Annotated in this window: 20 protein-coding genes and 1 riboswitch; of the genes, 7 read left to right on the top strand and 13 right to left on the bottom strand. The window is 75.6% G+C overall.

The features are described 5' to 3' along the window. Positions 1 to 29: 29 nt before the first annotated feature. The 8 genes from I003_RS0113095 to I003_RS32105 form a co-directional block, all read right to left on the bottom strand. The gene (locus tag I003_RS0113095) at positions 30 to 872 is read right to left on the bottom strand and encodes an ECF transporter S component (RefSeq protein ID WP_051368223.1); all 843 of its coding nucleotides are present in this window, start codon (positions 870 to 872) and stop codon (positions 30 to 32) included. Beyond that, positions 869 to 2,527 carry an ABC transporter ATP-binding protein gene (locus I003_RS0113090; protein ID WP_027771949.1) on the bottom strand — a complete coding sequence of 553 codons (1,659 nt, stop codon included), beginning with the start codon at positions 2,525 to 2,527 and terminating at the stop codon, positions 869 to 871. The genes I003_RS0113095 and I003_RS0113090 overlap by 4 nt, the downstream gene beginning before the upstream one ends. Beyond that, positions 2,524 to 3,783 carry a CbiQ family ECF transporter T component gene (locus tag I003_RS0113085; protein WP_027771948.1) on the bottom strand — a complete coding sequence of 420 codons (1,260 nt, stop codon included), beginning with the start codon at positions 3,781 to 3,783 and terminating at the stop codon, positions 2,524 to 2,526. The genes I003_RS0113090 and I003_RS0113085 overlap by 4 nt, the downstream gene beginning before the upstream one ends. Next, the gene (locus tag I003_RS0113080; RefSeq protein WP_486584202.1) at positions 3,780 to 4,547 is read right to left on the bottom strand and encodes an SCO2322 family protein; all 768 of its coding nucleotides are present in this window, start codon (positions 4,545 to 4,547) and stop codon (positions 3,780 to 3,782) included. The genes I003_RS0113085 and I003_RS0113080 overlap by 4 nt, the downstream gene beginning before the upstream one ends. A gap of 47 nt (positions 4,548 to 4,594) precedes the next feature. Next, positions 4,595 to 5,896: an SCO2321 family membrane protein gene (locus tag I003_RS0113075; protein WP_027771946.1), complete on the bottom strand. Its 1,302-nt coding sequence runs from the start codon at positions 5,894 to 5,896 to the stop codon at positions 4,595 to 4,597. 194 nt (positions 5,897 to 6,090) lie between these two features. Beyond that, positions 6,091 to 6,143: riboswitch (cobalamin riboswitch) on the bottom strand. Between the two features lie 192 nt (positions 6,144 to 6,335). Continuing rightward, entirely contained in the window at positions 6,336 to 7,406 is a 1,071-nt protein-coding gene (locus I003_RS0113070; RefSeq protein ID WP_027771945.1) for a prenyltransferase, read from the bottom strand. After that, the gene (locus tag I003_RS0113065) at positions 7,403 to 8,128 is read right to left on the bottom strand and encodes a methyltransferase domain-containing protein (RefSeq protein WP_027771944.1); all 726 of its coding nucleotides are present in this window, start codon (positions 8,126 to 8,128) and stop codon (positions 7,403 to 7,405) included. The genes I003_RS0113070 and I003_RS0113065 overlap by 4 nt, the downstream gene beginning before the upstream one ends. Before the next feature lie 291 nt (positions 8,129 to 8,419). Next, positions 8,420 to 9,751: a glycosyltransferase family 4 protein gene (locus I003_RS32105; RefSeq protein WP_051368222.1), complete on the bottom strand. Its 1,332-nt coding sequence runs from the start codon at positions 9,749 to 9,751 to the stop codon at positions 8,420 to 8,422. Between the two features lie 161 nt (positions 9,752 to 9,912). Here I003_RS32105 and I003_RS0113055 point away from each other — a divergent pair, with 161 nt between their 5' ends. Next, positions 9,913 to 10,581 (top strand): TetR family transcriptional regulator, encoded by a 669-nt coding sequence (locus tag I003_RS0113055; RefSeq protein WP_027771943.1) that lies wholly within the window; start codon positions 9,913 to 9,915, stop codon positions 10,579 to 10,581. Between the two features lie 72 nt (positions 10,582 to 10,653). Then, a complete protein-coding gene (locus I003_RS0113050) occupies positions 10,654 to 11,448 on the top strand; it encodes a maleylpyruvate isomerase family mycothiol-dependent enzyme (protein WP_027771942.1) in 795 nt (264 codons plus the stop codon). Between the two features lie 74 nt (positions 11,449 to 11,522). On the opposite strand, the gene I003_RS0113045 is transcribed toward I003_RS0113050, so the two are convergent. The 3 genes from I003_RS0113045 to I003_RS32100 form a co-directional block, all read right to left on the bottom strand. Further along, positions 11,523 to 12,395, bottom strand: coding sequence for a hypothetical protein (locus tag I003_RS0113045; RefSeq protein ID WP_027771941.1), 873 nt, complete (start codon positions 12,393 to 12,395; stop codon positions 11,523 to 11,525). Between the two features lie 211 nt (positions 12,396 to 12,606). Beyond that, entirely contained in the window at positions 12,607 to 13,524 is a 918-nt protein-coding gene (locus tag I003_RS0113040; protein WP_027771940.1) for an N-acetylmuramoyl-L-alanine amidase family protein, read from the bottom strand. 30 nt (positions 13,525 to 13,554) lie between these two features. Then, a complete protein-coding gene (locus I003_RS32100; protein ID WP_051368229.1) occupies positions 13,555 to 14,151 on the bottom strand; it encodes a class I SAM-dependent methyltransferase in 597 nt (198 codons plus the stop codon). A 378-nt stretch (positions 14,152 to 14,529) separates the two neighbouring features. Here I003_RS32100 and I003_RS0113030 point away from each other — a divergent pair, with 378 nt between their 5' ends. Next, a complete protein-coding gene (locus I003_RS0113030; RefSeq protein ID WP_027771939.1) occupies positions 14,530 to 15,984 on the top strand; it encodes an MFS transporter in 1,455 nt (484 codons plus the stop codon). Positions 15,985 to 16,285: 301 nt separating this feature from the next. Here the strand turns inward: I003_RS0113030 and I003_RS0113025 are convergent, their stop codons facing one another. Beyond that, positions 16,286 to 17,476, bottom strand: coding sequence for a CapA family protein (locus I003_RS0113025; RefSeq protein WP_027771938.1), 1,191 nt, complete (start codon positions 17,474 to 17,476; stop codon positions 16,286 to 16,288). 429 nt (positions 17,477 to 17,905) lie between these two features. Here I003_RS0113025 and I003_RS0113020 point away from each other — a divergent pair, with 429 nt between their 5' ends. Further along, positions 17,906 to 18,784, top strand: coding sequence for a MaoC/PaaZ C-terminal domain-containing protein (locus I003_RS0113020; protein ID WP_027771937.1), 879 nt, complete (start codon positions 17,906 to 17,908; stop codon positions 18,782 to 18,784). A 120-nt stretch (positions 18,785 to 18,904) separates the two neighbouring features. Here I003_RS0113020 and I003_RS32095 read toward each other — a convergent pair whose 3' ends face one another. Then, the gene (locus tag I003_RS32095; RefSeq protein WP_486584201.1) at positions 18,905 to 20,161 is read right to left on the bottom strand and encodes a hypothetical protein; all 1,257 of its coding nucleotides are present in this window, start codon (positions 20,159 to 20,161) and stop codon (positions 18,905 to 18,907) included. Positions 20,162 to 20,564: 403 nt separating this feature from the next. Here I003_RS32095 and I003_RS0113010 point away from each other — a divergent pair, with 403 nt between their 5' ends. The 3 genes from I003_RS0113010 to I003_RS0113000 are packed head-to-tail and all read left to right on the top strand — an operon-like array spanning position 20,565 to position 23,481. Then, on the top strand, positions 20,565 to 21,479 hold the full coding sequence (locus tag I003_RS0113010; RefSeq protein WP_027771936.1) for a Nif3-like dinuclear metal center hexameric protein: 915 nt from the start codon (positions 20,565 to 20,567) through the stop codon (positions 21,477 to 21,479). Continuing rightward, entirely contained in the window at positions 21,476 to 22,219 is a 744-nt protein-coding gene (locus I003_RS0113005; protein WP_027771935.1) for a CT398-like coiled coil hairpin domain-containing protein, read from the top strand. Before I003_RS0113010 ends, I003_RS0113005 begins: the two co-directional genes overlap by 4 nt. Then, on the top strand, positions 22,219 to 23,481 hold the full coding sequence (locus I003_RS0113000) for a bifunctional RNase H/acid phosphatase (RefSeq protein ID WP_027771934.1): 1,263 nt from the start codon (positions 22,219 to 22,221) through the stop codon (positions 23,479 to 23,481). The genes I003_RS0113005 and I003_RS0113000 overlap by 1 nt, the downstream gene beginning before the upstream one ends. The last annotated feature ends 2 nt before the right edge of the window (positions 23,482 to 23,483 follow it).

Below are 23,483 nucleotides of genomic sequence, written 5' to 3'. Positions count from 1 at the left end.
CCTATGAGATGTCCGCCCATTCAGGGGTTTCATGCCTCGAATGTCACGGGTGCTCCAAATGCGGCCTTTCGCGTGGCGCGGCGCAGCGCCGCCAGCACGGCCCTGCCCAGGGTGAGCGTGCACACCGCCGTCACCGCCGCGCGCGGCAGGTCCCAACCCAGCGATGTGGCGAGGCAGTAGGCGACGAAGCGCGCGAGGTTCTCCGGCAGCGGATCGCCCGCGACGAACGACACGCCCGTCGACATCCCGCTCAGATACGGCCACCCCTGGAGATTCATGATCGTCCCGTAAAGAACCGAGGCGATTACGCCATACGAGGCAAGCAGCCACAACTCCCGCCGCCCCCGCAGCCGCTCCGCCCCCGGCAGCAGCCCGGCGCCCATGGCCACCCAGCCCATGGCCAGCATCTGAAACGGCATCCAGGGCCCCACCCCGCCCGTGAGCAGGGCGGAGGCGAACATCGTCACGGCCCCGAGCACGAACCCGAAGCCCGGCCCCAGCACGCGGCCGGAGAGCACCATGAGGAAGAACATCGGTTCGATCCCCGCCGTCCCGGCGCCGAGGGGCCGCAGCGCGGCTCCCACGGCGGCGAGCACGCCGAGCAGGGCGACGGCCTTGGCGTCGAGCCCGGAATCGGCGATCGTCGCGCCGACGACGGCGACGAGGAGGGGCAGGAGGGCGGCGAAGAGCCAGGGGGCGTCGCCGGAGTGGGCCAGACCGGAGCCCGGGCCGGCGAGCAGCGGCCAGCCGAAGGCGGCGACGCCGACGGCGGAGACGAGGAGCAGGGCGGCGGCGGAGACGGGGCCGAGACGGACGACGCGCAGGCGCGCCGTGCGGGCCGCGGGTGCGGCTCCGGGCTCCTGCGCGGTCATGCAGCCGCCTCCAGGGCGCGGCGGACCTGGGTGACCGTCAGCCACGTCGTTCCCGTCGCCGTATCGCCGCCGGCGGGGCTGAGGATCTTCGCCACCTGCGGGGCGAACGACGGCGAGGCGACGACGACCTCGGCCGTCGGCCCGTCGGCGACCACCTCGCCGTCCGCGAGGATCACCACCCGGTGCGCCAGTTCGGCGGCCAGCTCCACGTCGTGGGTCGCCAGCACGATGGCGTGGCCCGCCGCGGCCAGCTCGCGCAGCACGCCGACGAGCCGGGCCTTCGCGGCGTAGTCCAGGCCGCGGGTCGGCTCGTCGAGCAGCAGCAGCCGGGGACGGGCGGTGAGGATCAGGGCCAGCGCGAGGGCGAGCCGCTGGCCCTCCGACAGGTCACGGGGGTGGGCGTCGTCCGGTACCCCGGGCAGCAGCTCGGCGACCAGGGCACGGCAGGTGCCGGGCGCGGCCCGCGCGTCGCCGTCGGCGGCGGCGCACTCCGCGGCGACGGTGTCCGCGTACAGCAGATCCCGCGGATCCTGCGGTACGAGCCCGGCGTGCCGCAGGAGTTCGGCGGGGCGGGTGCGGTGCGGGACGAGGTCCCCCACCCGAACGGCGCCGGCGGCCGGCCGGTGCATGCCGGCGAAGCCGGCCAGCAGCGTGGACTTGCCGGCCCCGTTGCGGCCCATGACGGCGACCGTTTCGCCCGCCGCGACGGACAGCGACACCCCGCGCAGCACTTCGGCCCGCCCGCGGCGCACGGTGAGCCGCTCGGCGACGGCGGCCGGCCCGGTGACAGAGGCGAGAGGGCTGAGCGCACCGCCGTCCGTGCCGCCGCGCGGCGTCACGCCGGCCAGCCGCTCCCGCAGCGGCGCCGCGCGCCGGCGCGCGTCCCGTACCGTCAGCGGCAACGGCGTCCAGCCCGCCAGCCGGCCGAGCGCGACCACCGGCGGGCGTACCGGCGAGACCGCCATCATCTCCGCCGGCGCCCCCGCCGCGGGGGCCTCGCCCGGGGACGGCAGGACGATGACCTGGTCCGCGTACTGCACCACCCGCTCCAGCCGGTGCTCCGCCAGCAGCACCGTCGTCCCCAGGTCGTGCACCAGTCGTTGCAGCACCGCCAGCACCTCCTCCGCCGCCGCCGGATCCAGGGCCGACGTCGGCTCGTCCAGGACCAGCACCCGCGGGTGCGGCGTCAGCACCGAGCCGATCGCCACCCGCTGCTGCTGGCCCCCGGAGAGCGAGGCGATCGGCCGGTCGCGCAGCTCTGCCAGGCCCAGCAGATCGAGCGTCTCCTCCACCCGGCGCCGCATCGTGTCGCGCGGCAGGCCCAGCGACTCCATGCCGTAGGCGAGTTCGTCCTCGACGGTGTCGGTGACGAAGTGTGCCAGCGGGTCCTGGCCCACCGTGCCGACGATGTCCGCCAGTTCGCGTGGCGGGTGCGTACGGGTGTCGCGGCCGTCGACGGTGACGCGGCCGTGCAGGGTGCCGCCGGTGAAGTGCGGCACGAGCCCGCAGACGGCGTTCAGCAGTGTCGACTTGCCGACTCCCGACGGGCCGACGAGCAGCGCGAGTTCGCCCTCGGGGACGGTCAGGTCCACCCCCCGGATCGCGGGCTTCGCGGCGCCGTCGTAGACGACGGACACCTCCTCGAAACGGATCACGGGGCGGTCTCCTCGGTGGTTCGCGGGGCCGGTGGTTCCTTCGACGGCTGCGGGTGCCGTGGGCTTTGCGGTGCCTGCGCCCGGGGCGGTACGGGCGCGACGAGCGCCGGCAGCAGGCCGAGCAGGCAGCCCGCGGCCGGCCACAGCGGCAGTTCGGGCCAGGTCAGCGGTACGACGGTGGGGTGCAATGACGCGGGCGCGTACGAGGTGGCGTAGATCATCAGACCGCCGACGGCCGCGCCGGAGGCGGCGACCAGCCAGGCGCGCGGGCCGAAGCGGTCGGGCCGGTAGCGGCTGCGCACCGCGCGGCGCCCGCCGAGCCACAGCCCGCCGGCCGCGGCGGCGGTGCCGAGCGCGAGCACGGGCATGCCGTAACCGGCGCCCGAGGAAGCCAGCAGCCCGTACGTGCCGGCGCAGACGCCGAGGAGGCCGCCGAGGGTGAGGGCGGTGGTGGTGAGCCGGACGGCGCGCGGGAGTTCCGCCGTACGGCCGTAGCCGCGCGCGTCCATCGCGGCGGCCAGCGCCACCGAACGCTCCAGCGCGCCCTCCAGCACCGGCAGCCCGACCTGGAGGAGCGCCCGCGGCCCGCGGTCGTCGCGACCGCGCAGCCGGCGGGCCCGGCGCAGCCGTACGACGTCGGCGACGAAGTGCGGGGCGAACGTCATCGCGACGACGACGGCGACGCCGAGTTCGTACAGCGCGGCGGGCAGGGACTTCAGCAGGCGGGCGGGGTTGGCGAGGGCGTTGGCGGCGCCGACGCAGATGAGGAGGGCGGCGAGCTTCATGCCGTCGTAGAAGGCGAAGGTCAGTTGCTCTGCGGTCACCCGGCCGCCCAGGCGGACGCCCTGTGCCCAGTCGGGGAGGGGGACTTCGGGGAGGGTGAACAGAACACGGGTGCCGGGGATGGGCGAGCCGAGGAAGGTGGCGAAGAGGAGCCGGACGGCGATGACGAAGAGGCCGAGCTTGAGGAAGAGCGCGTAGGAGCGGGCCCACGGCGCGTCGGAGCGCCGGGCGGCGACGACGTATCCGGCGACGGCGACGAGGAGGGCCAGCAGGAGCGGGTTCGTGGTACGGGAGGCGGCGGTGGCGAGACCGAGGGCCCACAGCCACCAGGCGCCGGCGTGCAGGGCGTTGGCCCGGTCGGCGCGGGGCGGGCGCAGAACGCCCGCCCCGCGCACCGGCCGCGCGGGTGCGGGCGCACCCCGGCCGTCGGCGACGCGGGGCGAGCCGGGACGGTGGGGAGCCTCGCGGGTCATGTGCGGCGGCGGCGCAACTGCCAGACCGTGAGGCCGGCGAGGACCGCGACCATGACGACGCCGCCGACGGCGCCGGTGGACGGGCCGGAGTCACCGTCGCCGGCGGCCTCGCCGGCGGAGGCGGAGGTGCTGGCCTTGTCGCGCGCCTCGCCGGCGCCCTCGTCGGACGCCGGTTCCGCGCAGCCGCTGCGCGGGTAGCCGTCGACGGCGCAGAGCAGCCCGTTGGAGTCGTAGCGCAGCGGCTGCGCGACGGCGGCGAGCGCGTCGCCGAGGGTGGCGTCCTCGGGGACCGCGGCGCATTCCGTACGGGCGGGGGGCGGCGTCCGGCCGTCGGGGGCGTGCGCGGCGGTGCCGAAGTCGAGGACGAGGGCGACGCGTTTGCCGCCGTCGCCGGCGTCGGTGCCGCCGCAGATGGCGTCGAAGTCGGCGGTCCCGCGGGGACGCGCCCCGTCGCCCGACTCCTCGCTGACCGCGAAACGCAGGCCGTGCACCTCCCCGTCCGCGGGCCGCTCGATCCCGGGGCCCTTGGTGGCGTAGACCCACGAGCCGCCGTCCCGCTCCCAGAAGGACCAGTACCGGTACCCCTCCGCGGCCTGCGCCGCGGGCGCGGCCACCCCGAGCACCGGCAGGGCACTCCCGGCCGCGAACACGACCGCCTGCAGCAGGGCGGTGCGGCGGCGGCCGGACCGCGACCCGCCCGCCGGGACGCCCGCGCGGTGCCCTACCGCGTCCGTCCGTGCCGCCGAGTCCCGTCGGCCGCCCACGGGCAACCGACCCCCGGGGTGTCCGCGCCGCGCCCGGGCCCCCGCGCTCATTCCCGCCTCTTTCTGCGCGCGCTCGCCAGCAGGCCGATCCCCGCGCCCGCCGCCAGGCCCACCGCCAGCAGGGACCACACCGCCACACCCGGGCCGTCGTCGTCCGACGACTCCTCGTCCTCCGCCGCCGTGTCCGCCGCCGGCTTCTCCGCCGTCGGCTGCGGGCCCGTGGCGTTGAGCCGGGCCACCAGGTCCGTGTCGCCGGCGAAGGCGCTCGGGTCGGCGTCGACCGCCGCGGCGGCGAGGATCAGGGTGGCCAGGGCCGCCGGGTTCTCCTTCGACCAGGCCAGGGTGCTCTTGTCGCGCTCCAGCCAGCCGTACGGCTCCCGGGCCGCGCTGCCGTGGCCGCCCGCGGCGAGCGCCAGCACCGCGACGCCCGTGGCGTTGTGGTCGGGGCCCTCGCCGGTCGCCATCGGGAGGTGCCCGTCGCCCTGCGCGAGCTTCTGCGCCAGGTACGCCGCGCCCGCCTCCGCCGCCTCCGCCGGCGACGGATCCCCGGCGCACGCGCCCGCCTCGACCGGCTTGTCCTTGCCGCCCGCGGCGCCCTTCTCCGCCAGGCCGAGGCCGAGTCCGTTGCCGGTGCCGGCGAGGACGGCCGCGGCGGTGGCGTAGTCGTTGGGGAACAGCGCGCCGTCGTCCTCCGGCTGGTACGCGTACGCCCCCCGCTCCGCCTTCTTCGCGTCGCAGCCGAGTTGCAGCGCCGCCAGCGCGTCGTACGGGCTGCCGCCGCCCGCCGTCGTCCTCTCCGGCTTCTCGCCGACCGCGGCCAGCGCGCCGACGACGACCGCGGTGGAGTTGGCGTCCGTGGGGCCGCCGGGGTTGAAGCCCCAGCCGCCGTCCTCGTTCTGGATCTTCTTCAGCCAGGCCACGCCCTTGTCGACGGCCTTGCGCTCGCCGCCCGTCGCGCTCAGCGCCTGCACGGCGGCGGCCGTCGCGTTGGTGTCCTCGGTGGCCGCGTCGCAGGGCTTGGAGACATCCGGGCGGTACGCGGCGAAGCCGCCGTCCGCGCACTGCTGCCCGGTGAGGAAGCCGACCGCCTCGGGCGCCGGGCGCAGGCGCTGGGTGCGCTGGGCCAGGAGGGCGAGCGACTGCCGCCAGACGCCGTCGAACTCGGGGTCCGCGGTGCCGTACAGCCCTGCGGGAAGCTTTTTCTGTGCGGGTGCGGCGTGTGGAGCGGCATGCGGCGCGGTGGCGGCCACGGCCGCCGTCGCCGGGCCGGCGACGGTCAGGGGCAGCAGCACTGCGGCGGCGAGTGCCGCGCGCGTGCCGCGGGCGGCGGTCCGGCCTATCGGAGCCATGGCGGGGCGGGGGCCTTTCGGGACGGCGGCCGGCACAGCCGGCCACGGCCGCCCGCCCGCGCGCGACGCGCGCCGGAGGTGCCGGGGCTCAGCTCCGCGTACCGCGACGGACGGGGCCCGGGCCGGCGTCGGTACCGGGCGGGGCCCCTTTGAGCCTGCCGCGCCTCGCGGGTGCTCCGGCTCGTACGGCCACGGGGTGGCCGCACTCACGGTTGCGGGTCAGCGCCGGATTCGCACCGGCTTCCCCCGCGGGGCGCAAGTGAAGTTGTCGCCGCCCACCTTATCGTCTTGTACCCGCGAAGGTCAGTGCCGGCCCCGGCCAGAGGGCGCCTGACGAGGGAGGTTACGGCGTGACCGCCCGTACGGGCGGTCGATCCGGGGCCCGTTCGGGCCGGAGTCCCCGGTGCCGCACAGGCGGGCGCCCCCGGCCCGGCCCTTCTCAGCAGCAGTCCGGGTCCAGCCCTTCCGGCAGCCCCGCCCCGCCGAAGACCGCCTGCGTCGCCTCCTCGCCGCCGACCGCCGCGAGCGCCAGCAGCAGCGCCCCCGCCGTCCACGACGTCCGCTCCGCGGGCCAGATCGCGTCGTCCTCGAAGACGTACCCCGTCCAGTACATGCCGTCCTCCGCCCGCAGGTGCTTCAGCGAACGCAGCACCTCCAGCGCCCGTTCGCCGCTGCCCGCCGCCCACAGCGCGAGTACCAGCTCCGCGCTCTCGCCGCCGGTCACCCAGGGGCGGTCGCTGACGCAGCGCACGCCGAGACCGGGGACGACGAAACGGTCCCACCCGCGCTCCAGGCGCGCCAGGGCCGCCGCGCCGGTGACCGCGCCGCCGAGCACGGGGTAGTACCAGTCCATCGAGAACCGGTCCTTGTCGAGGAACCGCTCCGGGTGCCTGCGGATCGCGTGCGCGAGCCGGCCGAGGGCCAGCTCCCAGCCGGGCTGCGGCTCGCCGAGGCGCTCGGCGGCGGCCAGCGCGCAGCGCAGCGCGTGGTGGACGGACGACGAGCCGGTCAGCAGCGCGTCGGTGAGGACCGCGCCCGTGGCCGCCTCGCGCTTCCAGCCCACCTGCCCGCCCGGCTGCTGCAACCGCAGCACGAACTCCGTCGCCCCCTGCACCACCGGCCACATGCGGCGCAGGAACGCCTCGTCGCCGGTGGCCAGATAGTGGTGCCAGACGCCGACCGCGGGGTACGCGCAGAAGTTCGTCTCCCGGTCCCGGTCGGTGGGCCGGGCCGCGTCGCCGTCCGCGTACGCCGCGTACCAGGAGCCGTCCGCGAGCTGGTGCCGCCGCAGCCACTCGTACGCCCCCTCCGCCCGCGCGTGTTCGCCCGCGGCGTCCAGGGCCATCGCCGCCTCGGTGTGGTCCCACGGGTCGAGGTGGTGGCCGCGGAACCACGGGATCGCCCCGTCGTCGCGCTGCACCGCGGCGATCCCGGCGACGGTCTGCGCCACTTCGGCGGCGTCCAGCACGCCGGGCAGGACCAGGTGTTCGGTGCGCTCGGAGCTCGTCACCGGCCGCCCTCGTGGGGCTTGGTCGCGTAGACGACGACGCTCTTGCCCAGCACCGGGTCGAGGAGCCGCTCGGCTAGGCGGGTCGCCAGCGGCTTCTTCATGATGTCCCAGACCAGCAGCTTGTGGTACGCGCGGACGGCCGGTGACCTGTCGTTGTCCACGCCGACGGCGCACTTGATCCACCAGTACGGCGAGTGCAGCGCGTGCGCGTGGTGCAGGCCGTACGGCCTGAGGCCCGCCTCGCGGATCCTGCCGACCAGCTCGTCCGCCTTGTAGATGCGGATATGGCCGCCCTCGACCTCGTGGTAGGCGTCCGACAGCGCCCAGCAGACCTTTTCGGGGCCGTAGCGGGGGACGGTGACGGCTATCCGGCCGCCGGGGCGCAGCACGCGCACCGTCTCGGCGAGCACGCCCTTGTCGTCGTGGATGTGCTCCATCACCTCCGAGACGATGACGACGTCGAAGCTGTCGTCGGGGAAGGGCAGGGCGAGGGCGTCGCCTTCGACGGCGGTCGCGGTGGCGCCCGCCGGGGCCTCGCCCTCCTCCTTCATCGCCGCGAACCAGCGTGCGACTTCGCGGATCTCGTCACCGTTGCGGTCGAGGGCGACGACACGGGCACCGCGCCGGTAGCACTCGAAGGCGTGCCGTCCGGCGCCGCAGCCCAGATCGAGCACGCGGTCGCCGGGGGCGAGCGGGAAGCGGGTGAAGTCGACGGTCAGCAATGCTCCTCCGGAGGGGTGGGCGGGAGGCGGGGCGGGGCGGGGGAGAGGAGTGCGCGCATGCGCGGCCGGCCGGGGCGTCGTTGCCACGGAGCGGGAGGGTGCGGGGGGTGAGGGGGCGGGCCGGGGCTGCCGTGTCGTGGGGCCGTGCCCGGTCGCGCTTCGGTGTGCCGCTCGGCACGCGCGTCCGGTCGTGTTCGTCGCGGGCGGGTGGCCGGGCTCGGTCCTGGTCGCCTCGGTGGTTCCGGGCGGTTCCCGGGGCGGGGTGGTCGTGGGCCGCCGGCGCGGGCGGCATCAGTGGTCACCGCCCGCGGCCCGCATCCTCGCCGTCGCCCCGCCGCCGCTCGTCCGGGGGCGGGCGTCCGCGGCGGTGTGAGCCGTGATCGTCTCCCGGTAGCGCTCCGCGGTCTGCTTCGCCGCCTGCGCCCACGTGAAGCGGCTCAGCACCCGCTCCCGGCCCGACGCCCCCAGGCGGTCGCGGAGGGGGGCGTCGGAGAGCAGGCGGGTGAGGGCGGCGGCCAGGGCGCCCGCGTCGCCCGGCGGGACCGCCAGGCACGTTTCGCCGTCCGGACCCGCGACCTCGGGGATCGCGCCGCCGGTGGTGGCGACCAGGGGTGTGCCCGTCGCCATCGCCTCGGCGGCGGGCAGCGAGAAGCCCTCGTACAGCGAGGGGACGCACGCGACCTGCGCGCCGCGCAGCAGGCCGACCAGTTCCCCGTCGCTGATGCCCGTGACGAACCTGATCGCCCCGCCCAGCCCGAAGCGCTCGACGGCCTGTGCGACCGGCCCGTCCTCGGCCCGCTTGCCGACCACCACCACGTGCGCGTCCGGCTGTTCCGTACGGATCTTCGCCAGCGCCTCGACCAGATGGACCAGCCCCTTCAGCGGCACGTCCGCGCTCGCCGTGGTGACGATCCGGCCCGGCACCCGCGGCACCGCGGGGTCGGGGCTGAACAGCTCGGTGTCCGCGCCGATCGGGACCACGTGGACCCGCTCCGGCCGCACCCCGAGCTGCTCGGTGATCTGCGTACGGGACGATCCGGAGACCGTCAGCACCGACGGCAGCCGGCGGGCGACCCGGCGCTGCATGCGCGTGAACCCGTACCAGCGGCGTACCGAGGAGCGCCGCCGCCAGCCGGACGCGGCGGCCAGCTCCAGGTCCCGGTCGACGGTGATCGGGTGGTGCACGGTGGTCACGAGCGGGGCGCCGAGGGCGCGGGGGCCGCCGAGAAGGCCGTAGCCGAGGGTCTGGTTGTCGTGGACGACGTCGAAGTCACCGCGGCGGGCGGCCAGATGACGGCGGGCGCGGAGGCTGAAGGTGAGCGGCTCGGGGAAGCCGCCCGTCCACATCGTGCCGACCTCCAGCAGGTCGATCCAGTCGCGGTACTCGCCGCGCGCGGGGGTGCGGAAGGGGTCGGGCTGCCGGTAGAGGTCGAGGCTGGGCAGCTCCGTCAGGGTGACGCCGGGGTCGAGGACCGGATAGGGCTGGGCGCCGATCACCTCGACCCGGTGGCCGAGGCGGGCCAGCTCGCGCGAGAGGTGGCGGACGTAGACGCCCTGTCCGCCGCAGTAGGGGTTGCCCTTGTAGCTGAGCAGGGCGATGCGCAGCGGCACCTCGGCGGTCACGTACGGCCCCCTTCTCACTGCAGTTTCGCCGGAGCGTAACCGCTCGCGCTAATCTAGAACAAGTTTCAGGCAGACGTTCGGCGGCTTCGAATCTACCGGTTGGTAGCCAGAACCGCGCGCCGGATCTGCCGTCGGGGGAAGCACGGCACAGATCGGGACACATGACGACAACATCGAGGGCCGGCGTCCCGGGCGTCCCGGGCGGGTCCGGCCAGGGACCGGGCCGGCCGCGGCTCACCGCGCGGCAGGAGGCGCGCCGCCGCCGCATTCTCCAGACCACCGCCGAACTGGCCGCCCGCGGCGGCTTCGACGCGGTGCAGATGCGCGAGGTCGCGGAGCAGGCGGGTGTCGCGCTCGGCACGCTGTACCGCTACTTCCCGTCCAAAATCCACCTGCTCGTCGCCACGCTCCAGGACCAGTTGCTGCAGTTGCAGGAGACCCTGCGCAAGCGCCCGCCGACCGCCGCGGAGCCGGGCGCCCGGGTGGCGCAGACGCTGATGCGCGCGTTCCGAGCGCTCCAGCGCGAGCCGCAGCTCGCGGACGCGATGGTGCGCGCGCTGATCTTCGCCGACCGGTCGGTGGGCCCGGACGTCGAGGCCGCCTCCCGGCTGACCTCGGCGATCATCCTGGACGCGATGGGCGTCGAGGGCAGTCCTGCACCGGAGCAGTCGGCGGTGGCCCGGGTGATCGAGCACACGTGGCACTCGGCGCTCCTCACCTGGCTGTCGGGGCGTGCGTCGAGCGCCCAGGTGCGGATCGACATCGAGACGGTCTGCCGGCTGGTCGACGCGCCGGGGGACCCCGATCACGCCGATCAGGGGCCCGATTAGCGCACGGCGACGCAGGCCGCGGGCCGCGGGGCGTACGGCCGCGAGCAGGCTGCGGGTCCGTAGAGTCGCCGCATGAGACTCCCTTACGACCGGTACTGCGCCGAAGTCGTCGCGCAGACCGACCTGCTGCGCCGTACCGTACGCGGCGCCGATCTGTCGGCCCGCGTGCCCACCTGCCCCGACTGGGACCTGGGTGAACTCGCCGTGCACGTCGGCGGCGCACACCGCTGGGCGGCCGAACTCGTCCGTACGCGCGCCACCGCGGAACTGGCGGACGAGGAGGTGCCCGGTTTCACCGGCCCCGAGCCGCGCACCGCCGCCGCGCTCGACGGCTGGCTGGCCGAAGGCGCCGGCCTGCTCGCCGCCGAACTGCGGGCGGCGGGGGCCGACGCCGCGGTGTGGACATGGGCGGAGGAGCAGCGGGCCGCGTTCTGGGCGCGGCGGATGGCGCACGAGACGGTCGTGCACCGGGCGGACGCGGACGGCGCCGCCGGGGTGGAGTTCACCGTCGAGGCGGACCTGGGGGCGGACACGATCGACGAGTGGCTGGAGATCCTGGAGTTCGCGCAGCGCGGCGGTGACGCGGACCTGGAGCCGCTGCGCGCCCCGGAGATCGCGGGCTCGGGCATCCATCTGCATGCCACGGACACCCCGCCGGAGGCGGGCGCGGAGTGGCTGATCGAGCTGGGGACCGAGGGGTTCGGCTGGCGCCGGGAGCACGCGAAGGCGGCGGTGGCGCTGCGCGGGCCGCTGGCAGACGTGCTGCTGGTGTTCCACCGGCGTTTGCCGCCGGACAGCGACCGGGTCGACGTACGGGGGGAGCCGGAGTTGCTGGACAGGTGGCTGGCGGCGACCGCCTGGGGGTGAGGGGGGCGGACACGCGGAGGCCCCCGCCCGAAGCTTCGGGCGGGGGCCTCCGGGGATGTGCCGGGCGCGGCCGGTCAGGCGCCGCGCTGGATCCCCGTGGTGTCCTGCAGCACGCCGCGGCGGCCGTCCTGGGTCTGCGCGACCAGCGCGGCACCGCGCTGGTCCACCGCCAGGTACCAGATGCCCGGGGTCAGCTCGGCGATCTGGGCCGACGAGCCGTCCTCGGCGAACAGCGGCCGGGCCGCCGGCACCGCGAACCAGAACGGCGCGAACGAACCGCCGGCCGCCGGCTGCGGCGCGGCCTGCGCGGCCTGCTGCGGCCGGGCGCCGGCCTGCGGGCCGCCGGGCTGCGGGGCACCCGCACCGGGCTGGCCGCCGAACGGCTGCTGCTGACCGCCGAACGGGCCACCGGGCTGCGCGCCGCCCGGGCCGGGCTGACCGCCGCCGGGGTAGCCGTAACCGGGCTGGGGCTGGGCGCCGCCGTACGGGGCGCCGGCCACCGGGGCGCCGGGGCTGGACAGCAGGCTCGCCTTGAGCGCCGGGACGGTGTGGCCGAGGACCGCCGCCGCGGTCATCGCGAGGTTCGCGATGAGCGCCAGGATCAGGCCGATGCCCATACCGAAGATGTCCTGCCCCACGGCATCGTTGGCCATGTTGCGCGCGCCGCCGAAGAGCATGAAGAGCGAGCTGAGGAGCGCGGCGGCCGACAGCGCGGTCCCCCACTGGTCGAGCCGCAGCCCGCCGAACTCGCGGTCGCCGGTCTTCGTCCGGCCGACGAAGATGAGCGCGGCGGCGATGACGCCCGTCAGGAATACCGAAGGCAGCAGGGGGAACTGGTCGGAGTCCCAGCCGTTGGGCACGTCCCCGCAGTCGGCCCCGCCGGGGCAGTCCACCGAGATGCTGCCGAGGAACGAGGCGATAATCAGCAGCAGCGCTGCTCCGATCACTACGCCGTCGCCCCGAGTGAGTGAGCGGATGTTCACGAAATGTCCCTTACGTATTGGTCGTTGTCGCTGTTGCTGGTGCGGATTCCTGCGCCGCGGAGCGTGAAATGCCGCCCCATCGTACGGGTCCGCGGATCGGCCACATCGGGCCCCCTGGCCACGAGTCCCCCTTGTTCCCCCGGTGTGCATTTCCCGGTCTGTCGACGGCTTGCGCCTACCCTGCCAGGAAAGCCCCGATGCCGTTCGTGATTCCGTGCGCCGCCCGCTGCCGCCATGCGGCGTCCGTCAGCCGGCCTGCGTCCTTAGCGTCCCGCATATTGCCGCATTCGATGAAGACTTTGGGCACAGTCGAGAGGTTCAGTCCGCCCAGATCGGTGCGCACCGTGAAGCCCGTGCCGTCGCCCACATAGTTGGACGGCTTGCTTCCGGTTTCCTTCGCGAAGTGCGCCTTCACCTCTTCGCCCAGCTTCCGCGAGGGTGTCACGATGGCGGTGGTGTCCGCCCTTCCCTCGTGCACCCTGCCCGGCAGGATCACGTGGAACCCGCGGGCGCCCGGCCCGCCGCCGTCGGCGTGGACGGAGACGACCGCGTCGGCCCCGGCCTCGTTGCCGATCTCGGCGCGCTCGTCGATGCACGGCCCGAACTCCCGCCGGCCGTCCTGCGTGAGCCGCACCTCGGCGCCCTGGGCGCGCAGCAGGGTGCGGGCGCGCCGGGTGACGTCCAGGGTGAAGTCGGCCTCGGCGTAACCGCCGTTGGTGGCCGTGCCGGTGGTGTCGCACTCCTTGCGCACGGTGCCGGCGTCGACCTGGCGGTTGATGTCGGCCGTGTGGTCGCGGTTGTTCGGGTTGTGCCCGGGGTCCAGCACGATCACCTTTCCGGCCAGCGGCTTCTCGCCCACCTCCGGGTCCTTCGCGTCCTCGGTGTTCTTCGAGCCGTCCGGATCCGCGGAACCCCCGGCGGTGGGCCGGTTCGGGGAGGAGGACGCCGACGAGGCCCCGCCGGGTTCCCGCCCGTCCGCCGCGGAACCGCCGCCGTCCACCGACTGCCACACGAGTACGCCGGCGAAGGCCAGCGGTGCCACGGGTGCAAGCAGAAGATAGGCGCGGAGAGGCCGCCGGTTCTGGCTGGACATCCGTGCGACCGTAGCAGAAGTCGCCGACGCTCAGATTCCCGTGCCGGTACGGCGCAGCACCCTGAGGCTCCGGTGGGCGGCGGTCTCCGTGAACGCGCCCGAGTCGAGCGCACGCCGGTAGACACGGTACGGTGCCTGCCCGCCGTCCGCGGGGTCGGGGAACACGTCGTGCACGGCGAGCAGTCCGCCCGGTGCGACGTGCGGGGCCCAGCCCTCGTAGTCGGCGGTGGCGTGCTCGTCGGTGTGCCCGCCGTCGACGAAGACCAGCCCCAGCGGCCGGTTCCACAGCGCGGCGACCTGCGGCGAGCGGCCGACGACGGCGACGACGTGGTCTTCGAGGCCGGCGGCGTACAGGGTGCGGCGGAACGTCGGCAGGGTGTCCGTCCGCCCTGTCGCGGGGTCGACGAGCGCGGGGTCGTGGTACTCCCAGCCGGGCTGCTGCTCCTCGCTGCCGCGGTGGTGGTCGACGGTGACGGCGACGACCCCCGGGCGGGCGGCGGCACGGGCGGCGGCGGCGAGCAGGATCGTGGAACGGCCGCAGTACGTGCCGACCTCCAGCAGGGGGAGGCCGAGAGCGGCGGCCTCGGCCGCGGCGGCGTGCAGGGCGAGCCCTTCGTCGCGGGGCATGAACCCGGGGGCGGCCTCGAAGGCGGCGAGGACGGCGGGGGAGGGGGCGGCGCCGGAGACGAGCGGGAGGTCCCGGTCCCGTTTCCGGTCCTCACCCGGGTCCTGACCCCGGTCCCGGTCCTCGTCGTGGTCCCGGTGCCGGTCCTCGTTCCGGTCGCCGGCGGTCCCGGGGACGGGCGCGGGGCCGTGCCCGCCCGGGTGCTGCCGCTCGCGTTCCAGCTCCATCGGCGGTGCCTTTCGTCGGTCGGTGGGCGTCGTGGCCGGGGCGGCGCCGCCGGTGCCGCGCACCCGCCCGATCCTGCCCCATCGGCCTACGACCGGAGTCGCATGGCCCGTACACCGCTGTGCCCGTGCGCGGTGTCGCGGGCCGGTGCGACGATGGATTCCATGCACAAGTCACTACCCGGCACCCGGCCGCCCGCGGCGGCCGGGCGCAGTGCCGGCGCGCCGCTGTGGGTCATCGTCCTCACGGCGTGCGCCGGCCAGTTCCTCGTCGTGCTCGACGTCTCCGTCGTCAATGTCGCGCTGCCGTCCATGCGCGCCGACCTGGGGATGAGCGCGTCGGGACTCCAGTGGGTGGTGAACCTGTACACGCTGGCCTTTGCCGGCCTCATGCTGCTCGGCGGCCGGGCCGGGGACATCTTCGGCCGCAAGCGCGTCTTCCTCATCGGGCTCGGGCTGTTCACCGCGGCCAGCCTCGCCGGCGGCCTGGCCCAGGACCCGTGGCACCTGCTCGCGGCGCGGGCGGCGCAGGGCGTCGGCGCCGCCGTGCTGGCGCCCTCGACGCTGACGCTGGTCACCTCGTCCGTGCCCGAGGGCCCGGCGCGGGTGCGCGCGATCGGGACGTGGACGGCGGTCGGCGCGGGCGGCGGGGCGGCCGGTTCGCTGGTCGGCGGGGTGCTGACGGACGCGCTGTCGTGGCGCTGGGTGCTGCTGATCAACGTGCCGGTCGGCGCCGTGGTCCTCACCTGTGCGGCCCTGTGGCTGACGGAGAGCCGCCGCGGCCCCCGGCGCCGGCTCGACGTCCCGGGCGCGGTCCTGGTCACCGCCGGGCTCGGCGCCGTGTCGTACGGGATCGTGCAGACCGAGAGCCACGGGTGGACGTCGGCGGCGGCGCTGCTGCCACTGTGCGGCGGGCTGGCACTGGTCGGCGTCTTCCTGGCGGTGGAGGCCAGGACGCGGGCGCCGCTGATGCCGCTGGGGCTCTTCCGGCTGCGGTCGGTGTCCGCGGCCAACACGGCGATGTTCGTCACCGGCGCGGCGATGTTCTCGTCCTGGTACTTCCTGTCGCTCTACATGCAGAACGTCCTCGGCTACACGCCCGTCGAGGCCGGCCTCGCCTTCGTGCCGCACTCGCTGACGATCGTGGCGGCCTCGAAGCTGGCGCCGCGGGTACTGGCCCGTACGGGCGCGAAGACGCTCGCGATCGCGGGCGTGCTGATGGCGGCCGGCGGCTATCTGTGGCAGAGCACGGCGGACGCGGGCGGCACGTACGTCACGGACATCGCCGGGCCCGGGATCCTGATGATGGCCGGGGTGGGCTTCATGGCCACGCCGCTGGCGCACCTGGCGACCTCCGGGGCGCCCGCGGGCGACGCGGGCGTGGTCTCCGGGGTGATGAACACCTCCCGGACGATGGGCGGCTCGCTGGGTCTCGCGGTGCTGTCCACGGTGGCCGCCACGCGCATCGGCGGCGGGTCCGGGCCCGAGGTGCTGGCCTCGGGGTACTCGCTGGCGTTCCAGACGGGCGTCGGGATCCTGCTGGGCTGCGCCGCCCTGATGCTCATAGCCCTGCCGCGCCCGGCCGCCGTGCCGGAGCCGGCGAAGGCGTGATCCGGGCGGGGCGCGGAGGGCCGGCGCGACGCTGCTTGCGCGCCCGCGCGGCCTCGCGCTGCTCCAGCACCGGCCGTACGAGCGTGCCGACGGCGCTGTGGAGATCGGCGCCGCGGTCCGAGATCCCTCTCCGGCGTGACGCGCAGGACGACCCTCGTGCCGTCGTCGGCGTGGCCGCCGCTGAAGGTGTCGAAGTCCTGGCCCGTGTGCTTCGGCGACAGTTCGTCGATCAGCTCCCGGCCGCCAACGCGCGTCCGGCCGGAGGCGCGGGGCGCGGCGGAGCGGTGCGGGCCGCCGGGAGTCAGCGGGGCGTGGTCAGCCCGTCCGCGCCCGCGCCGCGGCTGAGGACGACTTCGCTGATCCGGTCGTGTACGCGCCGGTAGCGCTCCGGGGCGTCGCCGCGGGCGAGTTCGGCGCCGAGGTCGACGACCCGCGGCGGGCCCGCGCGGTGGTGGTCCATGAGCTGCGGGAGGTGTTCCGCCTTGGTCACCCGCCAGCGCGCGCTGTCCCGCTCGGGCGGGGAGAAGGTGAAGCGCGCGATGGTGCCCTGGTTGCCGCGCGGCTCGCGGTCCCCCTCGTGGTTGATCATGCGGCCGGCGATCTGGTCGCCCATGCCGTAGACGACCCAGGTGCCGTTGACCTTCTCGAACGCCTGCGGCACGTGCGCGTGCGTACCGAGGATCAGGTCGACGTCCGGCGCCCCGGCCGAGCGCGACGCGGTCAGTTCGCGGGCGAGCCGCTGCTGCTCGGCGTCCGGCGCGTCCTGCCACTCCGTGCCCCAGTGCAGGCTGACCACGACGATGTCGGCGCCCGCCCGGCGGGCGCGGCGGGAGTCGGCGACGATCCGCTCGGGGTCGGTGATGTTGACCGCCCACGGCTTGTCCCGCGGGGAGGGATTGCCGTTCGTGCCGTAGGTGTACGCCAGTTGGGCCACCGTCGCGCCGCCCGCCTGCAGCAGCGCGGGCCGGAGGGCCTCGGCGGGGGTGCGGGCGGAGCCGGCGTGCGCGACGCCGGCGGCGTCGAGGGCGTCGAGGGTGCGGCTGACGCCGTCGAAGCCGGCGTCGAGGGTGTGGTTGGAGGCGGTGGAGCAGGAGTCGTAGCCGGTGTCCTCGGCGGCGGCGGCGAGCTGCGGCGGGGAGGCGAAGGAGGGGTAGCCGGTGTACGGGCCGCCGGCCGGTCCGTAGACGGTCTCCATGTGGCAGATCGCCAGGTCGGCGGCGGAGATGACGGGCTTGACCCCGGCCAGCATGGGACGGAAGTCGTAGCCCCGGCGGCCGGCGTCCCGGTGTGCCTGCTCGATGACCGAGTCGTGCGGGAGAATGTCGCCGGTGGCGACGAGGGTGAAGGGCGACCGGGCCTCCTTGCCGGGGGCCTTGCCCTCGTCGGACATCGTGCGGACCGGCCCGTGGGCGCAGGCGGTCGCGGCGGCGAGCAGGGCTGCGGTGAGTGCCAGCGCCGCAGAGGTACTACTAGTCCTTTTATATCCGCGCATGTGTCGAATGCACAGCAGAGGGAAAAGGCATACAAGAAGCCCGGCCGGTACTGTCCCCCGAACGGCGGCGCGGGATCCCGCGTTTGCCTCACCGACCCCCTGTACTCGAATGCTGACGGAGTGTCAGTAAAGATTCTTTACGGTCTTCCCAACCGCGGGGGACTGCGTTATACATGTATCGCGGTAAGAACGTGTTCTTGTCGCACGTTTGGCCGCGACCCGAGAGCGACCCCGGCGTGCCGACTGGTGCGGACGGCACGCCGGGGTCTTCGCGCGCCCTTCGCCCGGTCCACCTCACCACGCACCCGTCACCACGGTCGTCCGGGCCCGCGGCACACCGACCCCTCGACCCGCCGACCTCTTGGCCCACCGGCCCCCGGTGTCCGGGGAGCGGGCGGGCCCCGGGCCACCGAAGGAGCCCGTCCCACCATGCCCATCGACGCCGCCCGGGCCCTCGCCGCCGCACCCCGCGAGACCCGGATCGCCTGGACCCGCAAGGACGTCCTCCTCTACCACCTGGGCATCGGTGCCGGCCGTCCCGCCACCGACCCCGCCGAGTTGCGCTACGTCCTGGAGGACCGGCTGCGCGTGCTGCCCAGCTTCGTCACGGTGGCCGGCGACGGCGGCGTGGCCGGCGAGGGCGCCGGGCTCGACGCTCCCGGGGTCGAGGTCGACCTCACCGCCGTACTCCACGGCGCCCAGCGCATCGACGTGCACCGCCCGCTGCCTCCCGCCGGCGAGGCGGCGCGCACCTCGCGCATCGCCGCCGTGTACGACAAGGGCAAGGCCGCCGTGCTGGTGCTGCGCACCGAGGCGGCCGACGGGGACGGGCCGCTGTGGACGTCCGACACCCAGCTCTACGTGCGCGGCGAGGGCGGCTTCGGCGGCGAGCGCGGACCGTCGCCGCGGCTGCCCGCGCCCGAGGGGCCGCCGGCGTACGTCGTCGACCGCGGCATCCGCGAGGACCAGGCGCTGCTCTACCGGCTTTCCGGCGACTGGAACCCGCTGCACGCGGACCCGGAGTTCGCCGCGCTGGCCGGGTTCGACCGGCCGATCCTGCACGGGCTGTGCTCGTACGGGATGGCGCTGAAGGCGGCGGTGGACACCGTGCTGGACGGGGACGCCGGGCGGGTGCGGGCGTATGCGACGCGGTTCGCGGGCGTGGCGTACCCGGGGGAGACGCTGCGGATCCGGATGTGGCCGGCGCCGGCGGGCCCGGCGGGCGGCGGGCGGATCCGGCTGACCGCGGGCGCCGTGGAGCGGGACGAGGCGCCGGTGCTCGCGGACACGGTGGTCGAGCACGACTGAGCCGACCGCGCGGCCCCGGCAGCGCCCCGCCCTCCCCCGCAGCGGCGCGGTGGCGTCGTGCGGGGGAGGGCGGGGCGTGCGACGCCGGGTGCGGTCGTCGCGGCGTGCCGCGTGGAAGCGTCACAGCGGGGCGTGCCGGAGCGGTACGGGGCGCGTGGCGTCCTCCTCGCCGGCGGCCCCGTCGGACGCCCAATCCCCCGCCGTCGCCTCTGCGTCCTGCGCCGGGTCGGGAACCGCGATCCGGGCCAGGCCGCAGGGATGCGCGGGCGTCGCGTACGGCAGCCGCAGCTCACCCCACTGTGTCCACAGCCCGCTGCCGATGATCCACCCCGGCAGCGGCGGCAGGTGGACGAGCCGCCGCGCCGCCGGGCGCCACACCCCGAGCCGGCAGCCGCCGGGCCCGTCGAGCCGCAGTGCCACCCCGCACTGCTCCGGCGTCAGTACCTGCCCCGGCTGCATCGCGAACGGCGTCACCGCCGTGTCCCGCGGGCACAGCGCCCCGGGGAACCGCACCGGCCGCCCGCTGCCCAGCACCCCCCACCCCAGCCGGTCGCACCCCGGGGCGTCGGAACACAGGAGCAGCAGCCCGCTGTCGGGGTCGGCCAGCAGCAGGCGGTCGTTGCTCTCCTCGGTGAGCTGGAGCAGCGGGCTGACCTCCACCCCGCCGTGCAGCCCCACCGTCACCGCCTTCGTCCGCCCGTCCAGCTCCTGGTCGACGGCCAGCGCCCGGCCCGTACGGTCCAGCCAGCCGCGGCCCGCGCACCGGCCCGGCAGTTCCCCGACCCGCTCCGGGTGCGCCGTGCCCGCACCCGCGAACCCGCCCCCGTACACCCGCCACACGGCGGTGGTCTCGCCGCCGGGGTCCGGAGGCGCCAGCGCGTACACCTCGACGCTCTCCGGCGCGGGGGGCACGAGCGCGAGCCGGGGCGCGGACACCGAACCGAGGGTCTGCTCGGTGGTGTCGGGCCCGGAGGGGTGCAGGAGGGAGAAGGTGTGCTCGGCGCCGCCGACGAGCCGGCGGATCAGCACCCGGCCGTCGGCCAGCGGCAGGACCGTGGTCCCGGGCTCCTCCGGCTGCGCGCAGGGGAGCGGAACCGTATACGCCTCGGGGCCGTGGAGGGTCCAGCGTTCGGGGAACCAGTTGCCGTCGGCGTCGGTGGCCAGACAGGCGCCGTACGTGCCGTCGGCGGTGAGGGTGAACCCGGCCCGGCCGACGGGGCGGCCGGGGGCCGCCGAGGGGGGAACGGAGGTGGGCGGGGCGGCGTGCCGGGGGGTCGCGGCGCGGGGTGAGGGAGGTGTCGTCGCGGTGACCGCCACGAGCGGTGGGGCCGCCGTCTTCTGCGCCTTGGCCGCCTTTGTCCTGGGCAGCGTCCCCACCCGGGTCCACCCCCCGGACCGGGACACCGGCCGCGCTCCCGCGGCGGGCGGTTCTCCCGTATCCGGCGGCTCGGAGCCCGCCGCCCCCGCCTCCGCGCCCCGGTCCGCCGTCCCCGGGCCCGCCACCGCATCCGCCGCCGTCGCGTCCACCGCCGCGGTCGCCGGGGCGGTCGTTGCCGCCGCCCCCGTGGTCGCTGACGGAATCGATTCTGCATTGTGCCTCATCCGGTCCCATCACCTCCGCACGTGAAGGTAGTTTTCGCACGTCAAAGCAATCGGCGCGGCGCCGGTCACTTCACACGTACGGGTGGCGGATCCGTCGTTCCGCTTCGCCGCGCCGCCGCGTTGTGCTTGCAGGTGGGCGCCGCGCCCGGCCCCTACCCGCGGAGGTAGCCTTGCCTCCGTGCCCGCACTTGCCGACGTCGTCGCCGCGCTCGAATCCCTCTGGCCCGCCGGCCGCGCCGAGCCCTGGGACGCCGTCGGCACGGTCTGCGGCGACCCGGACGCCCCGGTGGAGCGCGTGCTGTTCGCCGTCGATCCCGTGCGGGAGGTCGTCGAGGAGGCCGTCGGATCGGGCGCCGATCTGCTCGTCACGCACCATCCCCTCTACCTGCGCGGCACCTCGACCGTCTCGGCCGGCACGTTCAAGGGCCGCGTCGTGCACACGCTCATCAAGAACGACATCGCGCTGCACGTCGCCCACACCAACGCCGACCGCGCCGACCCCGGCGTCTCCGACGCCCTCGCCGGCGCCCTCGGCCTGCGCATCACCGGCCCGCTCGTGCCCGACGCCGACGATCCCGCTGGCCGCCGCGGCCTGGGCCGCCTCGGGGAGTTGGACGCCCCGTTGACGCTGCGGGAGTTCGCCGACCGCGCCGCCGCGTCCCTGCCGCGAACCGCCACCGGACTGCGTGTCGCCGGCGACCCGGGCGGCGAGGTCCGTACCGCCGCCGTCTGCGGCGGCTCCGGCGACGGGCTCTTCGACGCCGTGCGCGCCGCCGGCGTCGACGTCTACGTCACCGCCGACCTGCGCCACCACCCGGTCTCCGAGGCGCAGCAGCACGCCGCGCTCGCCGGCGGAGGCCGCCCGTACCTGATCGACGCGGGGCACTGGGCCACGGAGTGGCCGTGGTGCGAACAGGCCGCCGCGCAGTTGGACGCCATCTCGGACCGGAACGGATGGGGTCTGCGCACGCATGTCTCGCGTATCGTGACCGACCCCTGGACCACGCACTCCGCCGCGCCGACCGAGCGCCCCGCGCAGTCGCCGGCCCCCCACACCAGCCTTGACCCTACGAGCCCGGAGCAGCCAGCTTGAACGCCGCGCCCGCCGACCAGATCCGCCTGCTGGACGTCCAGGCCCTCGACGTCCGCCTCACCCAGCTCCGGCACCGCCGCCGCACCCTCCCGGAACACGAGGAAGTCGCCGGCCTGGAATCCGACCTCGCGCAGCACCGCGATCTGCTCGTCGCCGCGCAGACCGAGGAGAGCGACACCGGGCGCGAACAGGCCAAGGCCGAGAAGGACGTCGACCAGGTGCGCCAGCGCGCCGCGCGCGACCAGCAGCGGCTGGACTCCGGCGCGGTGACCTCGCCCAAGGACCTGGAGAGCCTGCAGAGCGAAATCGCCTCGCTGGCACGGCGGCAGAGCGACCTGGAGGACGTGGTCCTGGAGGTCATGGAGCGCCGCGAGACCGCGCAGGAGCGCGTGGCGGAGCTGACCGGGCGGGTCGAGTCGGTCCAGGCCAAGATCACGGACGCCACCGCGCGGCGCGACGCGGCGGTGGGCGAGATCGACGACGAGGTCGCCGCGGTCACCAAGGAACGCGCGGACATCGCCGGCGAGATCCCCGCCGAGCTGCTGAAGCTCTACGACAAGCTCCGCGAGCAGCAGGGCGGCGTCGGCGCGGCCCGGCTGTACCAGCGGCGCTGCGAGGGCTGCCGGCTGGAGCTGAACATCACCGAGATCAACGAGGTACGGGCCGCGGCCCCCGACACCGTCGTACGGTGCGAGAACTGCCGCCGGATCCTGGTCCGTACGCCCGAATCCGGCCTCTGATGCCCCGCCCGGCCCGGCGCGCCTTCGTCGTCGAGGCGGACGGCGGCTCACGGGGGAACCCCGGGCCCGCGGGGTACGGCGCCGTGGTGCGCGACGCGGACGGCGCGGTGCTGGCCGAGGACGCGGCGTACGTGGGGGTGGCCAGCAACAACGTCGCCGAGTACCGCGGACTGATCGCCGGGCTGCGGGCGGCGCGGCGGCTCGACCCGGACGCCGAGGTCCGGGTGCGGATGGACTCCAAGCTCGTCGTCGAGCAGATGTCGGGGCGCTGGAAGATCAAGCACCCCGGGATGCGCGAACTGGCCGCCGAGGCGGAGGAGGTCTTCCCGCCGGGGCGGGTGTCGTACGAGTGGATCCCGCGGGAGAAGAACAGGCACGCGGACCGGCTCGCCAACGAGGCGATGGACGCGGGCAGGCGCGGCGAGCGGTGGGACGCGGGGGCATCGCGCGCGGAACTGGCCGCGGGTGCGGGCGGGGCCGGTGCCGGTGCCGGTGCCGGTGCCGGGTCCGGGGCCGGGGCCGCGGAGGGCGCGGGTGTACCGGGCGAGGGTGCCGGCGTAGGGGCTGAGGACGGCGGCGCACGAGGTGAGGGCGTCGGGAGGTCCGCCACGCCCGCCGTGGGCTGGGGCACCGACCCCGGGGCGTCCACCACGTTCCTCCTGCTCCGCCACGGCGAGACGGACCTCACCCCCCAGAAGCGCTTCTCCGGTGCCGGAGGCAGCGATCCCGCGCTCTCCGCCATCGGCCGCGGCCAGGCCGCTGCCGCCGCCGGGCTCCTGGCCGCCCGCGGCACCGTCCAGGCCCTCGTCAGCTCCCCGCTGCGCCGCTGCCGCGAGACCGCGGACGTGATCGCCGGGCGGCTCGGGCTCGACGTACGGCTCGAAGACGGCCTGCGCGAGGCGGACTTCGGTGCCTGGGAGGGGCTGACGTTCGCGGAGGCGCGCGAGCGGCACCCCGAGGACGTCGCCGCCTGGCTGCGCTCCACGAAGGCGGCGCCGAGCGGCGGCGGGGAGTCCTTCGCCGAGGTCAGCCGCCGCGTCGCGGTCGCGCGCGACAAGCTCCTCGCGCGCTACGCCGGCCGCACGGTGCTGCTCGTCACGCACGTGACGCCGGTCAAGACGCTGGTCCGGCTGGCGCTGGGCGCGCCGCCGGAGTCGCTGTACCGGATGGAGCTGTCGCCGGCGTCGTTGTCGGAGGTGGCGTACTTCGCGGACGGGAACGCGAGCGTGCGGCTGCTGAACGACACGTCGCACCTGCGCTGAGT

The organism is Streptomyces sp. CNQ329 (assembly GCF_000482585.1).
This window is presented reverse-complemented; position numbering and strand designations above follow the sequence as displayed.